Here is a 16,385-nt window from a genome sequence, read left to right as displayed (position 1 = left end):
TACCGTTGGCCGCGATGAATACGAGTGGTCAGCAGCCGCCGGCGGTCTCCGTGATCATGCCGGTGCTCAACGAGGAACGGCACCTGCGCACCGCCGTCGAGCACATCCTTCGGCAGGACTACGCCGGCGAGGTGGAGGTGGTGATCGCGCTCGGACCGTCCACGGACCGGACCGACGACATCGCCGCCGAACTCGTCGCCGAGACGGCGGACCGGCCGACCGGCCGCGTCCACACGGTGCCGAACCCCACAGGCCGCACTCCCGCCGCGCTCAACGCGGCGATCAAGGCCTCCCGCCACCCCGTTGTCGTGCGCGTCGACGGCCACGGCATGCTCACACCCGACTACATCTCAACGGCCGTGCGCCTGCTCGAGGAGACCGGCGCCGCCAACGTCGGCGGCATCATGCACGCCGAGGGCGAGAACGACTGGGAGAAGGCCGTGGCGGCCGCCATGACCTCCAAGATCGGTGTGGGCAACGCCTCGTTCCACACCGGGGGCGACGCCGCGCCCGCCGAAACCGTGTACCTCGGCGTCTTCCGCCGCGAGGTGCTGGAACAGCAGGGCGGCTACAACGAGGAGTTCATCCGCGCCCAGGACTGGGAGCTGAACTACCGCATCCGCGAGGCCGGCGGCCTCATCTGGTTCTCGCCGCGGCTGCGGGTGTCCTACCGGCCGCGCCCGAGCGTGAAGGCGCTCGCCAAGCAGTACTACAACTACGGCCGCTGGCGCCGGATCGTGACCCGCTACCACAAGGGCTCGGTCAACCTGCGCTACCTGGCGCCGCCGATCGCGCTGCTGGCCATCGCCGCCGGAACGCTCGCCGGACTGCTGGTCCACCCGCTGGGCCTGGTCGTCCCCGGCGGCTACCTCGCCGCGATCATCCTGGGCTCCATACCCGCGGGCAAGGCACTGCCCACGGGCGCCCGCGCCCAGATCCCGCTCGCGCTGGCCACGATGCACCTGTGCTGGGGCTGGGGGTTCCTCACGAGCCCGAGGTCGCTGGCGCGCAAGGTGATCGCCAGCAGGCGGCCCGCGGCAACCCAGCCCACCGCCTGACCGTTCCCGTTACCCTCGGCCCGTGGGGGACAACACAACACGCGTGGCGCCGACCGCCGATGTCGACGAGCGGGCGCTGATCGGCGAGGGCACGGCGGTCTGGCATCTCGCCCAGATCCGCGAGGACGCGGTGCTCGGCGCCGAGTGCGTCATCGGCCGGGGCGCCTACGTGGGCCCGGGTGTGCGCATCGGCGACCGCGTCAAACTCCAGAACCACGCCCTGGTCTACGAGCCCGCGGTGCTCGAGGACAACGTCTTCATCGGGCCCGCCGCCGTGCTCACCAACGACCTCTACCCCCGCTCCACCTCGCCCGACGGGCGCCTGAAACGCCCTCAGGACTGGTCCGCGCTAGGTGTCACCGTGCGCGAGGGCGCCTCCGTCGGTGCCCGCGCCGTGATCGTCGCGGGAGTCACCATCGGCCGCTGGGCCCTGGTGGCGGCCGGGGCCGTGGTCCACCGGGACGTCCCGGACTTCGCGCTCGTCGTGGGAACGCCCGCCCACCGCGTCAAGTGGGTCGGCCGCGCGGGCGTTCCGCTGGAGCCCGTCGAGGGGCAGCCGTGCCGCTGGCGGTGCCCCGACACCGGGGAGCTCTACACCGAGCGGGACGGCGTCCTCAGCCTGCCGGGGCAGCTCCACCAGGTGTAGCGCAAGCCCGCGGCGGCGTGGACCGCGACCGGCCACCGGAGCGTCACCAGGTGTACGACGGGTTCACGTGCATGCACGCCTTGCTGTCGTCGCCCCGCAGCGCGGCCGCGCTGTCCGGAGCGCCGTCCTTCTCGCGCTTCTTCCTGGCGGCCTCGGGGTAGGTGGTGCCCTCCCGCCAGTCGGCGCCCACGATCACCGTGATCGCCGTGGAGGTGGTGGAGCGCTCCACCGCGCTCGACGGCAGGCCGAGCGACTTCGCGATCACCTGCGCGTCCGCCTTCTGGCCCGGTGCGGCGTAGGTGACCGTGGACTCGCTCCGGGCCTGTCCCGAGCCGCCGGAGACGACCTTGGTGAAGCCCTGGGAGACCAGGTGCGCGGTGACGTCGGCGGCCCGGTGGGTGGCCGGGGGCAGGGTCTGGGTGCCCGAGCTGTTCACGACGAGCGCGTCGACCTGGTCCTTTGGGGTCTTGCTCTTCGGCGCCTTTTCCGGCTTCTTCTTCCCCTTGCCGTCGAGCGGGACGTCGTTGCGGACGAGGGAGAACAGCTTCTCGGCGTCGCCGGGCTTGGGGATCACGTGCGCGTTGTTCCGCGGGTCCAGCACCCACGGCATCGTGGTCATCGTGATGCGCTTGGCCGGGATGCTCTTGAGCTGGGTGCCGAGGTCGTAGAGCTTCTTGACCGTGTCGAGGCCCCGGTCGACGGTGAGCGCCTTGGTCGACGCCTCCGCCAGCGATGTGAGCTTGCCCGGGTCGGTGAGCTTGGTGCCCGCCTTGAGCTGGCGGACCATCGAGTTCATGTACATGTGCTGGGCGTGGGTGCGCCCGATGTCGGTGTTGTCCTCGAAGCCGTAGCGCGTGCGCAGCCATTGCAGGGCCTGGACGCCCTTGACCTTCGTGGTGCCCTTCTCCAGCCGCAGCCCCGAGCCGTGGCCGCTGCTGTCCTTGGAGTGGACATTGGCGTCCACGCAGACCGGGACGCCGCCGACGGCGTCGGCCATGCGCACCACTCCGCCGAAGTCGAGCATCATGAAGTGGTCGATCGGAATGCGCGTGAGCTCGTACCACATGGCGACCGTGCAGCCCGGACCGCCGCGCCCCAGGCTCTCGTTGGCCGTGTTCTCCATCGGCTGGTAGGTCTTGCCGTCCTCCTTGTCGTGACACGCGGGTATCCGCAGCCGGGTGTCGCGGGGGAGGCTGATCACCGAGGCGTTGCTGCGGTCCGCGGACAGGTGGACGAGCATCTGGACATCGGCCAGCGGCGGGCGGTCGGCGTCCTGGCGGGCGCCGCCGAGCTTCTGGTTCTCCTTGGACTTGCGGCTGTCCGAGCCCAGGATGAGGATGTTCAGCGGGGTCTGCCCGGCGGCGTTCGGCGTGTGCTGCATGTTCTTGTCGCCGAGGTTGAGGTCGTCCTTCCTCAGGTTGCCGTTCAGGTGCTCGATGTAGAGCCACCCGGCGCCCGCCGTGCCGAGCACGAGCAGGCTGACGCACCCGGCCGTCCACTTCAGTATTCGGATCCTGCCGCTTTGTCTGCGCCGCCGATTGCCGCCACCACGCCGTCTTTCGCCGCCGGACCCGCCCGAACCGCCCTGGGGGGCTGTACGGGGCGATGGAACCTTCGTTCGGGCGGCATTCTGCATATGACGGCCTCCTCGGCTGCTGCTACTTGGCGCAGACGTTCTTGTCGTCCGCGTTGACGCTCTGCAGGTCCGAAGGCGCGGCGGTGGGGGCCGTCAACGGAACGCCCGCGCCTTCGAAGTCCTGTCCCAGGGTGAGGGTCATCTCATCCAGGGGTGCCGCGTCGGGTCCCTTCTCCTTGAGCGCGGAGTCGGGCAGGCCCATGATCTCGGCGAGAGCGCGGGCCTGGTCCCCCTGGTTGGGGGCGTAGACCAGGTTGGTCTTCCTTGCGGTGGCCGGGGCGTTGAGCCCGTTGCTGGAACGGATCACGCCCTGGCTGTTCTGCAGCCAGCTGACCGTCACCTGAGCGGCGCCCACCTTGCCGCTGCCGTTGACGACCTTCACCCGCACATTGGCGGGGGCTGCCTTGGTGGTCTCGGTGGGGGCGGGCCCGGCCTTCTTGCCCTTCTTGCCGACCTTGGTGAGCGAGTGGTCGGCCTTGACCATGGCGAAGAGCTGCCGGGCCTCCTTCTCCTTGAGAACGAGACGGTTCTTGTCGGCGGGGTCGTCGGCGACGGGGACCGTGGCGAAGGTGATGTTCTTGGTGTTGACCTCGCCCAGGTCCTGGCCCAGGCTCATCAGCTTCTTCACGCTCCCTATGCCGCTGTCGACGGTCAGCGACTTGGTGGCGGCATCGGCGAGGTCCCACAGCTTGGTGGGGCTGCTGAGGGTCCCATTGCTCTTGACCTTGCGGATCATCGAGCTGAGGAACTGCTGCTGGAGCGGGATGCGGGTCAGGTCGCCGCCGAGGCCGACGGAGTGCCGGGTGCGGACGAAGGACAGCGCCTGCTCGCCCTTGATGGTGTGCTTGCCCGCGGACAGGTTGAGCTTGGAGTCCCTGTCGCGGATGTCCTTGGCCAGGCACACCTCGACACCGCCGACGGCGGTGGACATCGTCTTCACCGCGTTGAAGTCCACCATCATGAAGTGGTCGACACGGATGCCGGTGAGCGCCTCGACGGTCTTCCATGTGCAGTCGGGACCGCGCTCGTCCTGTCCGAGGCTGGTGTTGAACATCCCCTTCGCCTGACCGGGGATGGTCCTGGACTTGTCCTCGGTCCGGCACTCGGGGATCGGCACCATCAGGTCGCGGGGGATGCTGACGGCGGTCGCGTTGGTGCGGTCCTTGGACACATGGAACAAAAACGTGGTGTCGGCGTGGCCCGCGCTGCCCTCGTCGCCGTACTTCTTGCCGAGGCCCTTACGGCTGTCCGTGCCGATCATGAGTATGTTCATGGCGCCGTCGGCGCCCGCGGACGGCCGGTCGTCGCCGAGGTCGGCCTTGTACGAGTTGATGTTGCCGTTGAAGTGCTGGTAGACGAAGTAGCCGCCGGTGCAGCCCGCCACGAGCAGGAAGCCGAGCGTGCCCGCCGTCCAGTGCAGGGCCTTCTTGCCCTTGGACTTGCCCTTGGGCCTCCTGCGCCCCGCGCCGCCCGCGCGTCCGCCGTCGCCGCCCGGTCCGCCGCCCTGGCCCGCCCGCCGCGTGGCGCGTCCCCCGGGTGCGGGGGAGTCGCCGCCGTTCCTGGCGCGTCGGCGGCCCTCGGGCGAACCCGCCTGGCGCGGGACGCCGCCGCCGGAGGGGCGGCGCCTGGAGGTTCTCGGGGGCGCCTCGGGGGAGGAAAGGGAGTCAGGGGTCGGACGAAACTCATAGGTGCCCGTCTCCGGGTCCAGAACCCACTGGTCGGCGGGGTCGATGTCGCCGGACCGGCCGGGGCTGCCTGAGCCGCTGTGCCTACGGCCTTGCGAATCCACGGTCGCCTGTGCCCTCCGTCGTGCCGCGCGACGCCTCCCCCCAGGGGCGTCCATCGGTCGATTTCTTGCGTGCGCGTCGTCGGCCTCGGACCAGGCCGGATGGCACACATTAGCCGCCCAGTTCAGCGGCTTAGTACGCCCGTGACAAATTCCACTCCCCTACAAGCGGACAAACTAGCTGATAGTTCTGGTGTATTGGAACGGCCTTTACCTATGAAGTGCCGCAAATGTCGGAGTTGGCTGTTGTGCCCTCGTAGCCGGGAGTGGCGACGGACGGTGACGTCGACGGCGTCGGATCCGGCGACGGTCCGTGCGGCGCTGCGGTGTCCTGTGACATCGCGCCCGCGCCGCTGTCACTCGCTGTGCCCGAAGGGCTACCCGGGCGGCTGTGCGCGGAACTTGCCACCTTCACCGGCCGGTCTTCGCGCAGCGCCGCGAAGAGCTCGGCGGCCTCCGGCTGCACCAACTGGTCGCGGTTGGGGTCGTTGACGTACGGCTCGCGCGGCACGGTGAGGAACACCACGCCCTTCGTCGGCGTCTTCTGCAGCGTGCGGGCGAGCCCGTACAACTCGTCGAGGGAGTTCAGCCCCGCGTCGGCGGTGAGCGAGGAAGTGGCCGCGTCCATCAGCGAGTAGAGCTTGGTGGGGTTGAGCAGGACCCCGTTGCTCTTCACCTTCTTCAGCAGCGACGCCATGAACTGCTGCTGGCGGCCCATGCGCTGGGTGTCGCTGCCGTCGCCGAAGCTGTGCCGGGCTCGTACGAAGGCCAGCGCGTCCTCGCCCCTGACCGTCTGCCGTCCCGCGGGCAGGTCCAGCTTGGCGTCCCGGTCCGTGACCGGCTTCGGCAGGCAGACCTCCACCCCGCCGACCGCGTTGACCATCTGCTTGAAGCCGGTGAAGTCCACGATCAGATGGTGGTCGATCCTCACGTCGGTCATGTTCTCCACCGTGCGGATCGTGCACGCCGCCCCGCCGAACTGGAAGGCCCAGTTGAACTGCGCGTGCTGGGCGCGGGTCTCACTGCCGTTCTTCTGCCGGCACGCCGGGATGTCCGCCATCAGATCGCGGGGGATGCTCATCGCCGTGGCGCTGCGCCGGTCGGCGGTCAAATGCAGAAGGATGGTGGTGTCCGAGCGCTGAGAACCCTCGCTCGCGCCGTATTTGCGGTTCGATCCGCTGCGGTCGTCCGAGCCGATGAGCAGGATGTTGAGTGCCTTCTCCACCACCGGCGTCGGGCGCTGGCTCTCGTAGCCGCCGAGCATGCGGGCCGTACTCTCGTCCGTCTTGATGTTCGAGTCGAGCTTCTGGTACGCGAGGTAGGCGGCGCCGCCGGCGGTCGCGACCAGGACCGCGGTGCCGATCGCCACGATCTTGGCCGCACGGCGGCGCAGGGCCCGGCGGCGCAGCACCGACTGCGGTATTCGGGTGCCACCGGGTGGCAGGGGCGAGCGGTCCTCGGGCGCGGCCGCCTGCTCCTCGCCCGGCTCGCCGCCGGCCCCGTTCCCGGCGTCCGCTCGTCTGCTCACGTCTGCGCTCATCCCCCTGGGAGAGGTCCTTGTCGGCGGCACGGTGGGCCGTCCGGATCAGAGGCCCATGAACACCCGTGCAGACGCCTGAATCGGGCGCATGGTTGTGCGACTACCCACGATCATTGGCCTGTGAGCACGGGGTATGCGCGGCCTGAGATCGTATGTGCGTGCGATTGCCCTATGGTTTTCGCTGGTCGCGGCGGGCCGAACGGGTGATATTGACATTGCGCCGTTCGAGTGAAGTGTCAGAGCTTTCGGCGTGGTACGACCGCAGTCCTGGTAATGCCGCGATCTCGCGGGAGACGGTGAAGAGGTCGGGACGGGATCGACCGCGGGACACACGGTCCCGCTCAGGCCGTGCGGGTGATCCGCTCCTGCTCCCTGCGGCGCTCCAGAGCGTCGGCGTCCAGGCGGTCGAGGTTGCGGCACAGGACCACGGAGGCGTCGGCGGCCAGGGCGGCGAGGAGCCCTGCGGACAGCCCCTCCCACGAGTCCATCGGCAGACCCGTGAGCACGCGTGAGCCCCGCTCGAGGCCGAGCTTCGCGGCCTCGCCCCGAGCCCGCTCCACCACCTGCGCCCCCGTCAGTTCCTGGCCGCCGAGCAGGAGAGCGGGGTCGTCGGCGGTCACGGGGGAGTAGGGCGTGAACCGGTCGCCCTGCCCGGAGACCTCGGCCGCGTAGTCCATGAACCCCCGCGGCGGCTGGGGGAAGCGGCCGCCGAGCGGGCGCAGCGCCAGGGCCACTCGTTCGCCCGGGCAGGCGCGCGCCTCCTCCAGGGTGTCCGGCCCGGTGATCACCAGGTCGCTCGCCGCCGGATCGCCCCCGGGGGCCACCACGAGCCCGACCCGCCAGGAGGCGGCCAGCCACACGGCGGTCTGCCAGTGGACGGGCAGGAGGAGCGCCAGCCGGTCGCCGGGCTCGGCGGAGAGCTCGTCCTGGAGCAGGTTGGCGGTCTTGGCCACCCAGTTGTCGAAGGTGGCCACGGACAGCTCCACCCGCTCGCCCGTGGCGTCGTCGTAGAAGGTGACCAGCGGCCTCGCCGCGTCCGTGGCGAGCGCGGACTGCAGCAGGTCGTCGGGGGTCTGTGCGGTGTGGTCCATGGTCCCCAGAGCCTACGCGCGCCGCCGTCCGACGCCGGGTCAGGATCCGGTCGGCCGGGGCGGGCGGGGGCGCTCCATCCGGCGGACAGTCCGTCAGACCCTGAGTGGCATGATTTATGGCTTATGCCCAGTATCTGCATATGCGTCAATTTCTAGCTTCCGCTATCGGAGTCGGGTGCGCGGCTGTCCTCGCGGCCCCGATCGCCCTGCCAGCCAACGCCGCCGAGCACACGGCCGTGCGTTCCTCCGCCGTCCCGGCGCCCGTCGCGGCCGACACCGCGTCAGCCGTGTCGGGCACCACGCGAACCATCCCGCTCGTCCCCTTCTCCCTCAGCGGCGACTCGCTCGACCGCGGCCTGGTCACCCCTGAGAGGGAAAACGCCGCCACCGGCAGCGGGCTCCCCCCGCAGGCCGTCGAGCCGTTCTCCCTCGTCGGTGTCACCTGGGACGACGCCTCGGCTCCCCTGCCGGGCAGCGTCGAGGTGCGCACCCGGGCCGTGGGGAGCGGCTCCTGGTCGTCGTGGCAGGCGCTCGAGGCCCACGACGACGACGCCCCCGACGCCGACTCGGCCGAGCGCCTCTCCTCGAGTGTGCGCGGCAGCACCGCCCCGCTGTGGGTGGGCAGCTCGGACGCGGTGGAGGTGCGGGTGGCCCCGGCCGCGTCCACCGGCGGTGCGCCCGCCGCGCTGCCGAAGGGGCTGCGGGTGGACATGGTCGACCCGGACGGCCCGGTGCCGAAGGGCGGAGGTGTCCCGGGTGGCACCAGGCCGAACCCGGGTCCGCCCGCTCCCCACGCGGGCCCGGAGCCCCAGTCGGGCCCCGAGGCCGGACCCCAGCCCGATCCCGAGCCGCAGTCCGGTCCCGAGGCGGGGCCCCAGTCCGGACCCGAGGCGGGGCCCGAGGCCGGTCCCGAGTCAGGTCCTGAATCCGGTCCTGAATCCGGTCCTGAGCCCGACTCGGGGACCGGTACGTCGACCGACAACGGCACCGCGACCGGCACCGACGCCTCGGCCGGGGAGGCGCCCGAGGCCCAGACCCTGCCCTTCGAGGTGGACACCCCCGACGGGGTGTCCAACGAGGAGGCCTCCTCCTACGCCAACTCCGACGTCGCCGCGGCCAACGCCACCGAGATCGCCGCCGAGGAGAACGCCACCAAGGTCGGCCCGCCGACGTACAGCGCCGCCCGCCCCCGTATCGTCACCCGCGCCGGATGGGGCGCCGACGAGCGCCTGCGGGAGCGGAAGTTCCTGTACACCGGCAAGGTCCTCACCGCGTTCGTGCACCACACCGCCACCGGCAACAACTACAGCTGCAGCCAGTCGGCCTCCATGATCCGCAGCGTCTACCGCTACCACGTCAAGAGCATGGGCTGGCGCGACATCGGCTACAACTTCCTCATCGACAAGTGCGGCACCATCTACGAGGGACGCGCCGGCGGTGTCACCAAGGCCGTGATGGGCGCCCACACCTACGGCTTCAACAACCACAGCACCGGGATCGCCGTCCTCGGCACCCACAGCGCCTCCAAGCCGCCCACCGCGGTTGTCACCGCCCTCGCCCGCCTGACGTCCTGGAAGCTGGGCCTGAAGGGGGTCAACGCCAACGGCAGCAATGTCGTCACCGCGGGCGGCGGCAAGTACAAGGCAGGTACGAAGGTACGGATGAAGGCGATCTCCGGGCACCGGGACGGCTTCAACACCGAGTGCCCCGGCGCCAAGCTGTACGCCGCCATCCCCGGCATCCGTACGCAGGCAGCACGTCTCCAGGGCCGTTAGCGCTCCCGCGCGGGGCCGTGGCCCGGGCCCCGCCGTCCCCGTGTCCGGCTGCCCCGGCCGGGTCCCGCTGTCGGCGTTCCGGGACCCGGCCGTCGGGGGGACCCGGTCGTCGGGGCGCGCCGCCGTGCCCGGCCGTCGCAGGCCCACGGCACCGGACGCCACGCCCTGACCGGGGGGTGAACGGCCGGGCCCTCCCTCCTGCATAGACTTGCGGACCACTCTGCCGCGAGCGGGGCACGGCGGTGGCCTGGGCCACCGATGAGCGCAGACCACCGAAGAGCGCAGACCACCGATGAACGCGGACGACCGATGAGCGCAGACCACCGAAGAGCGCGGACGACCGATGAGCGCAGACGACCGAAGAGCAAGGCGCGGGAAGAACAAGGTGCAAGGTGACTGAAGCGATCCTCCTCGTCGGCGGAAAGGGCACCCGCCTGCGCCCCCTGACGGTGCGCACGCCCAAGCCCATGGTCCCCGCGGCCGGAGTGCCCTTCCTGACCCACCAGCTCGCCCGCGCCCGCGCCGCCGGGGTGGAGCACGTGGTCCTCGCCACGTCGTACCTCGCCGAGGTCTTCGAGCCGTACTTCGGCGACGGTTCCGCGCTGGGCCTGCGCCTGGAGTACGTCACCGAACGCGAGCCCCTCGGCACCGGCGGGGCCATCCGCAATGTCGCCGAACGGCTCACCTCCGGCCCCGACGAGCCCGTGCTCATCTTCAACGGGGACATCCTCACCGGCCTCGACATCGCCGGCCTGGTGCGTACCCATGTCGACACCGGAGCGGAGGTGACCCTCCACCTCACCCGGGTCGAGGACCCCCGCGCCTTCGGTCTGGTCCCCACGGCGGCCGACGGGCGGGTCACGGCGTTCCTGGAGAAGCCGCAGACGCCGGAGGAGATCGTCACCGACCAGATCAACGCGGGCGCCTATGTCTTCAACCGCTCCGTCATCGAGGCGATCCCGGTGGGCCGTCCCGTCTCCGTCGAACGCGAGACCTTCCCCGGCCTGCTCGCCTCCGGTGCCCACCTCCAGGGTGTCGTCGACTCCACGTACTGGCTCGACCTCGGGACACCGCAGGCGTTCGTGCGCGGCTCCGCGGACCTGGTGCTCGGCCGCGCCCCCTCCCCGGCCGTGCCGGGCCGGGCCGGGGAACACCTTGTGCTGGAGGGTGCCGACGTCGCCGTCGACGCCAAGCTCAGCGGCGGCACCTGCGTCGCCGCCAGGGCCGTCGTCGCGGCGGGGGCGCGAGTGGACGGCAGCCTGGTCCTGGAGGGCTCGGTGATCGAGGCGGGGGCCATGGTCCGCAACTCGCTCATCGGCGCCGGTGCCCGCGTCGGGGCCCACTGCGTCCTGGACGGGGCGGTCATCGGTGACGGGGCCGTGGTCGGCCCGGACAACGAGCTGCGCCACGGCATCCGCGTGTGGTGCGGGGCCACCCTGGCGCCCGCGTCGGTCCGTTTCTCCTCCGACCAGTGAGCCCGGGCGGGCAGCGGCTACGCTCGCACCCGTGACGTCCGACCTTCCGACCCCGCCCATGACGCGCGCGACCGTCCGCGCCGGGCTGATGGCCGTGCCACGGCAGGTCGAGGGCCGCACGCGGGGCGGGCCCGGTGCCGGGACACGAGTCCCGGCGCGGACACCGAGCCAGGCGCGGGTCCAGGCACCGGTCCAGGCACCGAGTCAGGCGCGGGTCCGGGCGCCGGTCGTCGCCGGAGCGCCGCCGTCGGAGCCCGCCGTCCGGCGCTGGTCCCCGTCCGGACCCCTCGATCTGCCTCTCACCGTCGGCAAGCTGCGCCGGGGAGGAGCCGACCCCTGCCTGCTCCCCGCCCCCGACGGCTCCGTCTGGCGGGCCTCCCGCACCCCCGAGGGACCAGGCACGCTGCGCCTGATGGCCCGCCCCGGCGAGGCGGCCGTTGACGGCCAGGCATGGGGCCCCGGCGCCCAGTGGCTGCTCGACCGGATGCCCACGCTGCTCGGGGCCGAGGACGACCCGGCCGCGTTCGTCCCGCGCCATCGCCTGGTGCACGAGGCGCACCGCCGCAACCCGGGCATGAGGCTCGCCCGCACCGGACTGGTCCTCGAAGCCCTGATCCCGGCCGTCCTCGAACAGCGCGTCACCACCCGGGAGGCCTACCGCGCCTGGCGCCTCCTGCTCCACCGCTACGGCGAACCCGCTCCCGGCCCCGCCGACTCGCCCGCCGCCCGAATGCGGGTCGCTCCCGACCCGCGCGGCTGGGCGATGATCCCCTCCTGGGAGTGGCACCGTGCGGGGGTCGACGGTCAGCGCTCCTCGACGATCATGCGCGCGGTCCGATACGCCCGCCGTCTCGAAGAGGCCGCGGCGATGGACGGAGAGGCCGCCGCCCGGCGCCTCCAGGCCATCCCCGGCATCGGCCCATGGACCGCCGCCGAGACTCTCCAGCGGAGCAATGGCGACCCCGACGCCGTCTCCGTCGGCGATCTGCACCTGCCCGGCATCGTGGGCTGGTCCCTGGCGCGCGACCGGGACGCCGACGACGACGTCATGCTCGAACTCCTGGAGCCCTACCGCGGCCAACGCCACCGCGCCTGCCGCCTGATCCTCCTCTTCGGCCGGTCCCCCTCCCGCCGTGCCCCACGCCGGCAGGTCTTCGCGATCGAACGGTTCTGACGGGACCGGCCGCCGGAGTTCGGCTGCGGCGCCTCGGCCACCGCACGTCGCCCGGCAGGACGCGACAGCCCGCCCACCGCGCTTCCGCGCGCTGCGGCTGCCTCGGGCCGAGCGCCGCAGGTCTACTACCGCACCTCGATGAACGCGCCGACGTCGCGCGCGGGCCGCTCTCGTGGGGGCGCCGCCGCGCGGCCCACCGCCACCGCGCCCATCGGGTCCCAGTCGGCCGGGAGGCCGAGCGCCTCGCGGACCACGTCCCGGCAGAACATCGTCGACGACACCCAGGCGGAGCCGAGCTGCTCGGCCGCCAGCGCCACCAGCAGGTTCTGCACTCCCGCCCCGGCCGCGACCACGAACATCTCCCGCTCCGCCGCCGCCCGCCGGGCGTCCGGGTAGGCATGCGCCCCGTCCGCCACCAGGCACGGCACCACCAGATACGGCGCACGCCGCAGGACGTCCCCGCGGGCCGTGCGCCGGGCGATCCGCTCCTCGGAGAGGCCATCGGCGCGCAGGTCCGCACGCCAGGCCTCCAGCATGGCGTCCAGCAGCCGGGTCCTCGCCCGCGCCGACTCCAGCAGCACAAACCGCCACGGCGTGGTGTGGTGCGGGGCGGGCGCGGTGACGGCGGCGGCGACGGCCCGGCGGACCGAGTCGCCGTCCACGGGCTCGTCGGTGAACTCCCGGACGGTCCGGCGCAGGGTGACCGCCTCGCGGATCGCCTCCGAGGTGCCGAGCCGGAACATGTCCATCGCGGCGTCCCTCACCAACGGCCCCGTCCCGGAGTCGTCCTGAGGGTCCACCAGGTGGCCGAGCCCGCGCACCACCGCCACCGGGCGGCCGAACGCCTTGCCCTTTGCGAGGTCTCCGGCCCCGGCGAGCTCGTCCGCCACCGCCGCCGCCGTGACCTCCAGCTCATTGCCATGGGTGTCGCGCGCCCCGCGCAGGTCCTCCAGCACACGCAGCCCGGCCGCGCCGATCGCCACGTCCGTCTGCCCATTGCGCCACGGCCGCCCGAACGTGTCGGTGAGCACCACACCCACCTCGACGCCCAGCGCCTCGCGCAGCCCTTCGCGGATCCGCCGCGCCGTCGCGTCCGGATCCTCGGGCAGGAGGAGAACGGTGCCGGGGGCGGTGTTGGAGGCGTCGACGCCCGCGGCCGCCATGACCAGGCCCAGACGGTTCTGCACGATGCGGGTGCGTCCGCGCCGCGCCACGACGCGCACGGTCTCGGCGTCGATCGCCGCCTCGCGGTCGTCCGCTCTCAGCAGCCGCCCCTCCGCCTTGCTGGCGATCTTCGAGGTGACCAGGAGGATGTCACCGTCGGCCAGGTCGTCCGGTCCCGCCGCCGCGGCGATGAGCTTCGCCAGGTCGTCACCCTCCGACACCTCGGGGATGCCGTCCAGGGCCCAGACGCGGAAGTCGTTCACCGGCGCACCTCCTCGGCCAGCGCCAGCGCCTCGCGGGCCATGGCGGCCGTGGTGTCGATATCGGTCATCATCAGCGGCACCGCCCGGCAGCGGATGCCCCGGGCCTCCACCTCCCCGACCACCGAGGCGTCCACGGTGTCCACCAGCCACCCGTCGAGCAGCCCGGAGGCGGAGCCGGAACCGGAGGACGCGTTCGCCGCGCCCCCGGACTCCGCTCCGCCCGGGCCGGACCCGGCTCCTGCCCCGCGGGCACCGTAGTGCGCGGCGACCGCCGCGGCCGTCGTCTCGACGCCGACGGCCGCCAGGACCTTGTCCGCCATGCCCCGCACCGGGGCGTCCCCGACGATGGGGGACAGGCCGACGACCGGGGCGTCCGCCTCGGCGACCGCCTCGCGGATGCCGGGGACGGCCAGGATCGTGCCCACGCTGACGACCGGGTTGGACGGCGGGAGAAGGACGACGTCGGCCGCCGCGACGGCCTCGAGTACGCCGGGGGCGGGCTTCGCCTGCTCCGCGCCCACCGGGACGATCGCCCGCGCCTCCACGGCGGCGCGCAGGCGCACCCAGTACTCCTGGAAGTGAACCGCCTTGCGCCCCCCGTCCTCGGTGTCCACGAGGACATGCGTCTCGACCCGGTCGTCCGACATCGGGATCAGACGAACCCCGGGCCTCCAGCGTTGGCACAGCGCCTCGGTGACGGCGCTGAGCGGGTAGCCGGCGCCGATCATCTGGGTGCGCACGATGTGCGTGGCGAAGTCGCGGTCGCCCAGCCCGAACCACTGCGGTCCGACGCCGTAGGCGGCCATCTCCTCCTTGACCGACCAGGTCTCGTCGGCGCGGCCCCAGCCCTGTTCCTCGTTGATGCCGCCGCCGAGGGTGTACATGACGGTGTCAAGGTCCGGGCAGACCTTGAGTCCGAACAGGTGGATGTCGTCACCGGTGTTGCCGATGGCGGTGATCTCCGCTTGCGGAACCGCCGCTTTGAGACCGCGCAGGAAACGGGCGCCCCCGATGCCTCCGGCCAGAACCACGATGCGCATGCGGCCAGTCTGCCAGGCGGTTCAGTGGCGCAGCGCCGCGCCCTTGCCGCCCTCGCCTCCACCGGCGCCGGCCGCCGGGACGACGGGCAGTCCCGCGGCCGCCCATGCCTGGAAGCCGCCGTCCAGGTCGTCCGCCCGCCGCAGTCCGAGGTCGCGCAGGGAGGCGGCGGCCAGGGAAGAGGCATAGCCCTCGTTGCACACCACGATCACATGCACGTCGTGGTCCACCGCCTGCGGCAGCTTGTACGGGCACGCCGGGTCGAAGCGCCACTCCAGCTCGTTGCGTTCCACGATCACCGCGCCCGGTATCAGTCCGTCCCGCTCGCGCAGCGCCTGGTAGCGGGTGTCCACCAGCACGGCGCCGGCCTCGACGGCGCCGCGCGCCTGCTCGGGGGTGAGCCTGCCGATGCGGGCCCTGGCCCGGTCAACCAGGCTGTCGACGGTCTCGCTCACCGGGTCTCCCCCACTACCGAGCTGCACACGTGAGGCAGGTGCGGGTACTGCGTCATCTCGGTCAGGCCGGGGAAGTAGACGTGGAGGCTGACCGCGGGCTCCAGGCTGTCGTTGACGGCCTCGTGCAGGTAGCCGGGGCCGAACACCCGCTGGCTGCCTGGCCGCAGTTCGCGCCGGGCCTCACCCGAGCGGGTGAGGGAGCGTTCGGTGAGCGTGCCCTCGAGAACGGTGACGACACCCGAGGAGCGGCCGTGGTCGTGCAGCCCGCTGCTCTGCCCCGGCAGCCAGGTCAGCAGCCACACCTCGTAGCCGGGGCCGGTCTCGAGCCGGTGGTACCAGCGGCTCACGGGGTCGTACTCGACCAGCGGCGCCCAGCGCGCGCGGTCCCCGGCCACGGCGCACGCCAGCCCGGCGAACTCGGCGACGGTTCGCGGGTGCTCGGGGCGGGCGGGGGCCAGATGCTCCACGGCGAGCGGGTCGCCGCCGATGGAGATGTCGCTGAGCTGCGGGACCTCGGCGGCGAGGGGAGAGGGGCTGTACACGGTTGCGGTGTCCTATGGCGGGAGGAAGTACCGGAAGTCGGCTGCGCCGCGTCCGCGCGGTGGCGCGGGCTCCGCGTGCGCGAGGGCGTCCGCCGGGGACTGGGGCGGGGCCGCGGTGGCATCGGCGGCCGGGCCTGATGGCCTCGGCGGTCGGTACCGGAAAGACGTCGCTGCGACCGCGCGGATCAGCGCGGGAGCGGCAGTGGCTGCGCCTCGGGCGTCAGCAGGAACAGCTGCGACAGCAGCCGGAGAGCTGGAAGCAGTGGGCCGTCACGGCACGGCGGAGCTCGGCACGGCGAGTCCGGGTGGGTGCGTGGGTCACTGACATGCGGTCCAGGACACCTTGTCAAGAGGGCGACTGTCAACCGACTGTCCCGCGGTGTGGCGAATCTTTCACCCGTTCCGGCGGCAGGCACCGCTGAAAGGTTTGTGCACACAGGCACCGGGAACGTGGCGCAGCATCCCGTGTGCGGGGCGTACCTCCGGGGCGCCCCTCGGGGCGAACCGCGAAACGTTTCCGTGGCGGGCGGCGATCCGCAACGCCTCCTCGCACAGATGTGCAACCCGATCTCTTCGGGCCGCGTCCATGGGTGGTAAGTGGCGTCGCGCGGGGAGCGCGGAGCTGCTTGTCGGAGTTTGGGCAGATTTGAACACTTTCCGCGAACCCTTGGTTCCGTGGAGTGAATGAACGGCCCAATAGCAGATCTCGGCTTGACTGAGCTGGATCGGCACACTTGTAATT

General features: G+C 72.1%; 13 protein-coding genes. 5 read left to right on the top strand and 8 right to left on the bottom strand.

The annotated features are described in order from the left end of the window. Nucleotides 1-14 precede the first annotated feature (14 nt). Entirely contained in the window at nucleotides 15-1,058 is a 1,044-nt protein-coding gene (locus IEY86_RS14005; RefSeq protein ID WP_189131990.1) for a glycosyltransferase family 2 protein, read from the top strand. A gap of 22 nt (nucleotides 1,059-1,080) precedes the next feature. Then, nucleotides 1,081-1,704 carry an acyltransferase gene (locus IEY86_RS14000; RefSeq protein WP_189131989.1) on the top strand — a complete coding sequence of 208 codons (624 nt, stop codon included), beginning with the start codon at nucleotides 1,081-1,083 and terminating at the stop codon, nucleotides 1,702-1,704. A gap of 43 nt (nucleotides 1,705-1,747) precedes the next feature. Here the strand turns inward: IEY86_RS14000 and IEY86_RS13995 are convergent, their stop codons facing one another. The 4 genes from IEY86_RS13995 to IEY86_RS13980 all read right to left on the bottom strand — a co-directional run bounded on the left by IEY86_RS13995 (nucleotide 1,748) and on the right by IEY86_RS13980 (nucleotide 7,757). Beyond that, entirely contained in the window at nucleotides 1,748-3,175 is a 1,428-nt protein-coding gene (locus IEY86_RS13995) for an LCP family protein (protein ID WP_308425143.1), read from the bottom strand. Nucleotides 3,176-3,362: 187 nt separating this feature from the next. Beyond that, on the bottom strand, nucleotides 3,363-5,129 hold the full coding sequence (locus IEY86_RS13990) for an LCP family protein (protein ID WP_229698411.1): 1,767 nt from the start codon (nucleotides 5,127-5,129) through the stop codon (nucleotides 3,363-3,365). 211 nt (nucleotides 5,130-5,340) lie between these two features. Then, nucleotides 5,341-6,654 (bottom strand): LCP family protein, encoded by a 1,314-nt coding sequence (locus IEY86_RS13985; protein ID WP_229698410.1) that lies wholly within the window; start codon nucleotides 6,652-6,654, stop codon nucleotides 5,341-5,343. 353 nt (nucleotides 6,655-7,007) lie between these two features. Further along, complete coding sequence (locus IEY86_RS13980) at nucleotides 7,008-7,757, bottom strand: TIGR03089 family protein (RefSeq protein ID WP_189131985.1); 750 nt, start codon at nucleotides 7,755-7,757, stop codon at nucleotides 7,008-7,010. Between the two features lie 140 nt (nucleotides 7,758-7,897). Here IEY86_RS13980 and IEY86_RS13975 point away from each other — a divergent pair, with 140 nt between their 5' ends. The 3 genes from IEY86_RS13975 (at nucleotide 7,898) to IEY86_RS13965 (ending at nucleotide 12,181) form a co-directional block, all read left to right on the top strand. After that, entirely contained in the window at nucleotides 7,898-9,532 is a 1,635-nt protein-coding gene (locus IEY86_RS13975; protein WP_189131984.1) for an N-acetylmuramoyl-L-alanine amidase, read from the top strand. Nucleotides 9,533-9,924: 392 nt separating this feature from the next. After that, nucleotides 9,925-11,007 (top strand): mannose-1-phosphate guanylyltransferase, encoded by a 1,083-nt coding sequence (manB, locus tag IEY86_RS13970; protein ID WP_189131983.1) that lies wholly within the window; start codon nucleotides 9,925-9,927, stop codon nucleotides 11,005-11,007. Nucleotides 11,008-11,038: 31 nt separating this feature from the next. Beyond that, complete coding sequence (locus IEY86_RS13965) at nucleotides 11,039-12,181, top strand: DNA-3-methyladenine glycosylase family protein (protein ID WP_229698409.1); 1,143 nt, start codon at nucleotides 11,039-11,041, stop codon at nucleotides 12,179-12,181. A 125-nt stretch (nucleotides 12,182-12,306) separates the two neighbouring features. Here IEY86_RS13965 and IEY86_RS13960 read toward each other — a convergent pair whose 3' ends face one another. The 4 genes from IEY86_RS13960 to IEY86_RS13945 are packed head-to-tail and all read right to left on the bottom strand — an operon-like array spanning nucleotide 12,307 to nucleotide 15,643. Further along, nucleotides 12,307-13,608, bottom strand: a complete 1,302-nt coding sequence (locus tag IEY86_RS13960; protein WP_189131982.1) for a coenzyme F420-0:L-glutamate ligase — start codon at nucleotides 13,606-13,608, stop codon at nucleotides 12,307-12,309. Further along, nucleotides 13,605-14,648 (bottom strand): 2-phospho-L-lactate transferase, encoded by a 1,044-nt coding sequence (cofD, locus tag IEY86_RS13955; protein ID WP_189131981.1) that lies wholly within the window; start codon nucleotides 14,646-14,648, stop codon nucleotides 13,605-13,607. Before cofD ends, IEY86_RS13960 begins: the two co-directional genes overlap by 4 nt. A gap of 21 nt (nucleotides 14,649-14,669) precedes the next feature. Beyond that, entirely contained in the window at nucleotides 14,670-15,101 is a 432-nt protein-coding gene (locus tag IEY86_RS13950; protein ID WP_373287020.1) for a rhodanese-like domain-containing protein, read from the bottom strand. After that, complete coding sequence (locus tag IEY86_RS13945) at nucleotides 15,098-15,643, bottom strand: cysteine dioxygenase (protein WP_189131979.1); 546 nt, start codon at nucleotides 15,641-15,643, stop codon at nucleotides 15,098-15,100. Before IEY86_RS13945 ends, IEY86_RS13950 begins: the two co-directional genes overlap by 4 nt. Nucleotides 15,644-16,385: the final 742 nt, after the last annotated feature.

Origin of the sequence: Wenjunlia tyrosinilytica, from assembly GCF_014646055.1 — a bacterium.
GTDB lineage: Bacteria > Actinomycetota > Actinomycetes > Streptomycetales > Streptomycetaceae > Wenjunlia > Wenjunlia tyrosinilytica.
The sequence above is the reverse complement of the archived record's forward strand: the minus strand, read 5'-3'. Positions and strand labels throughout refer to the sequence as shown.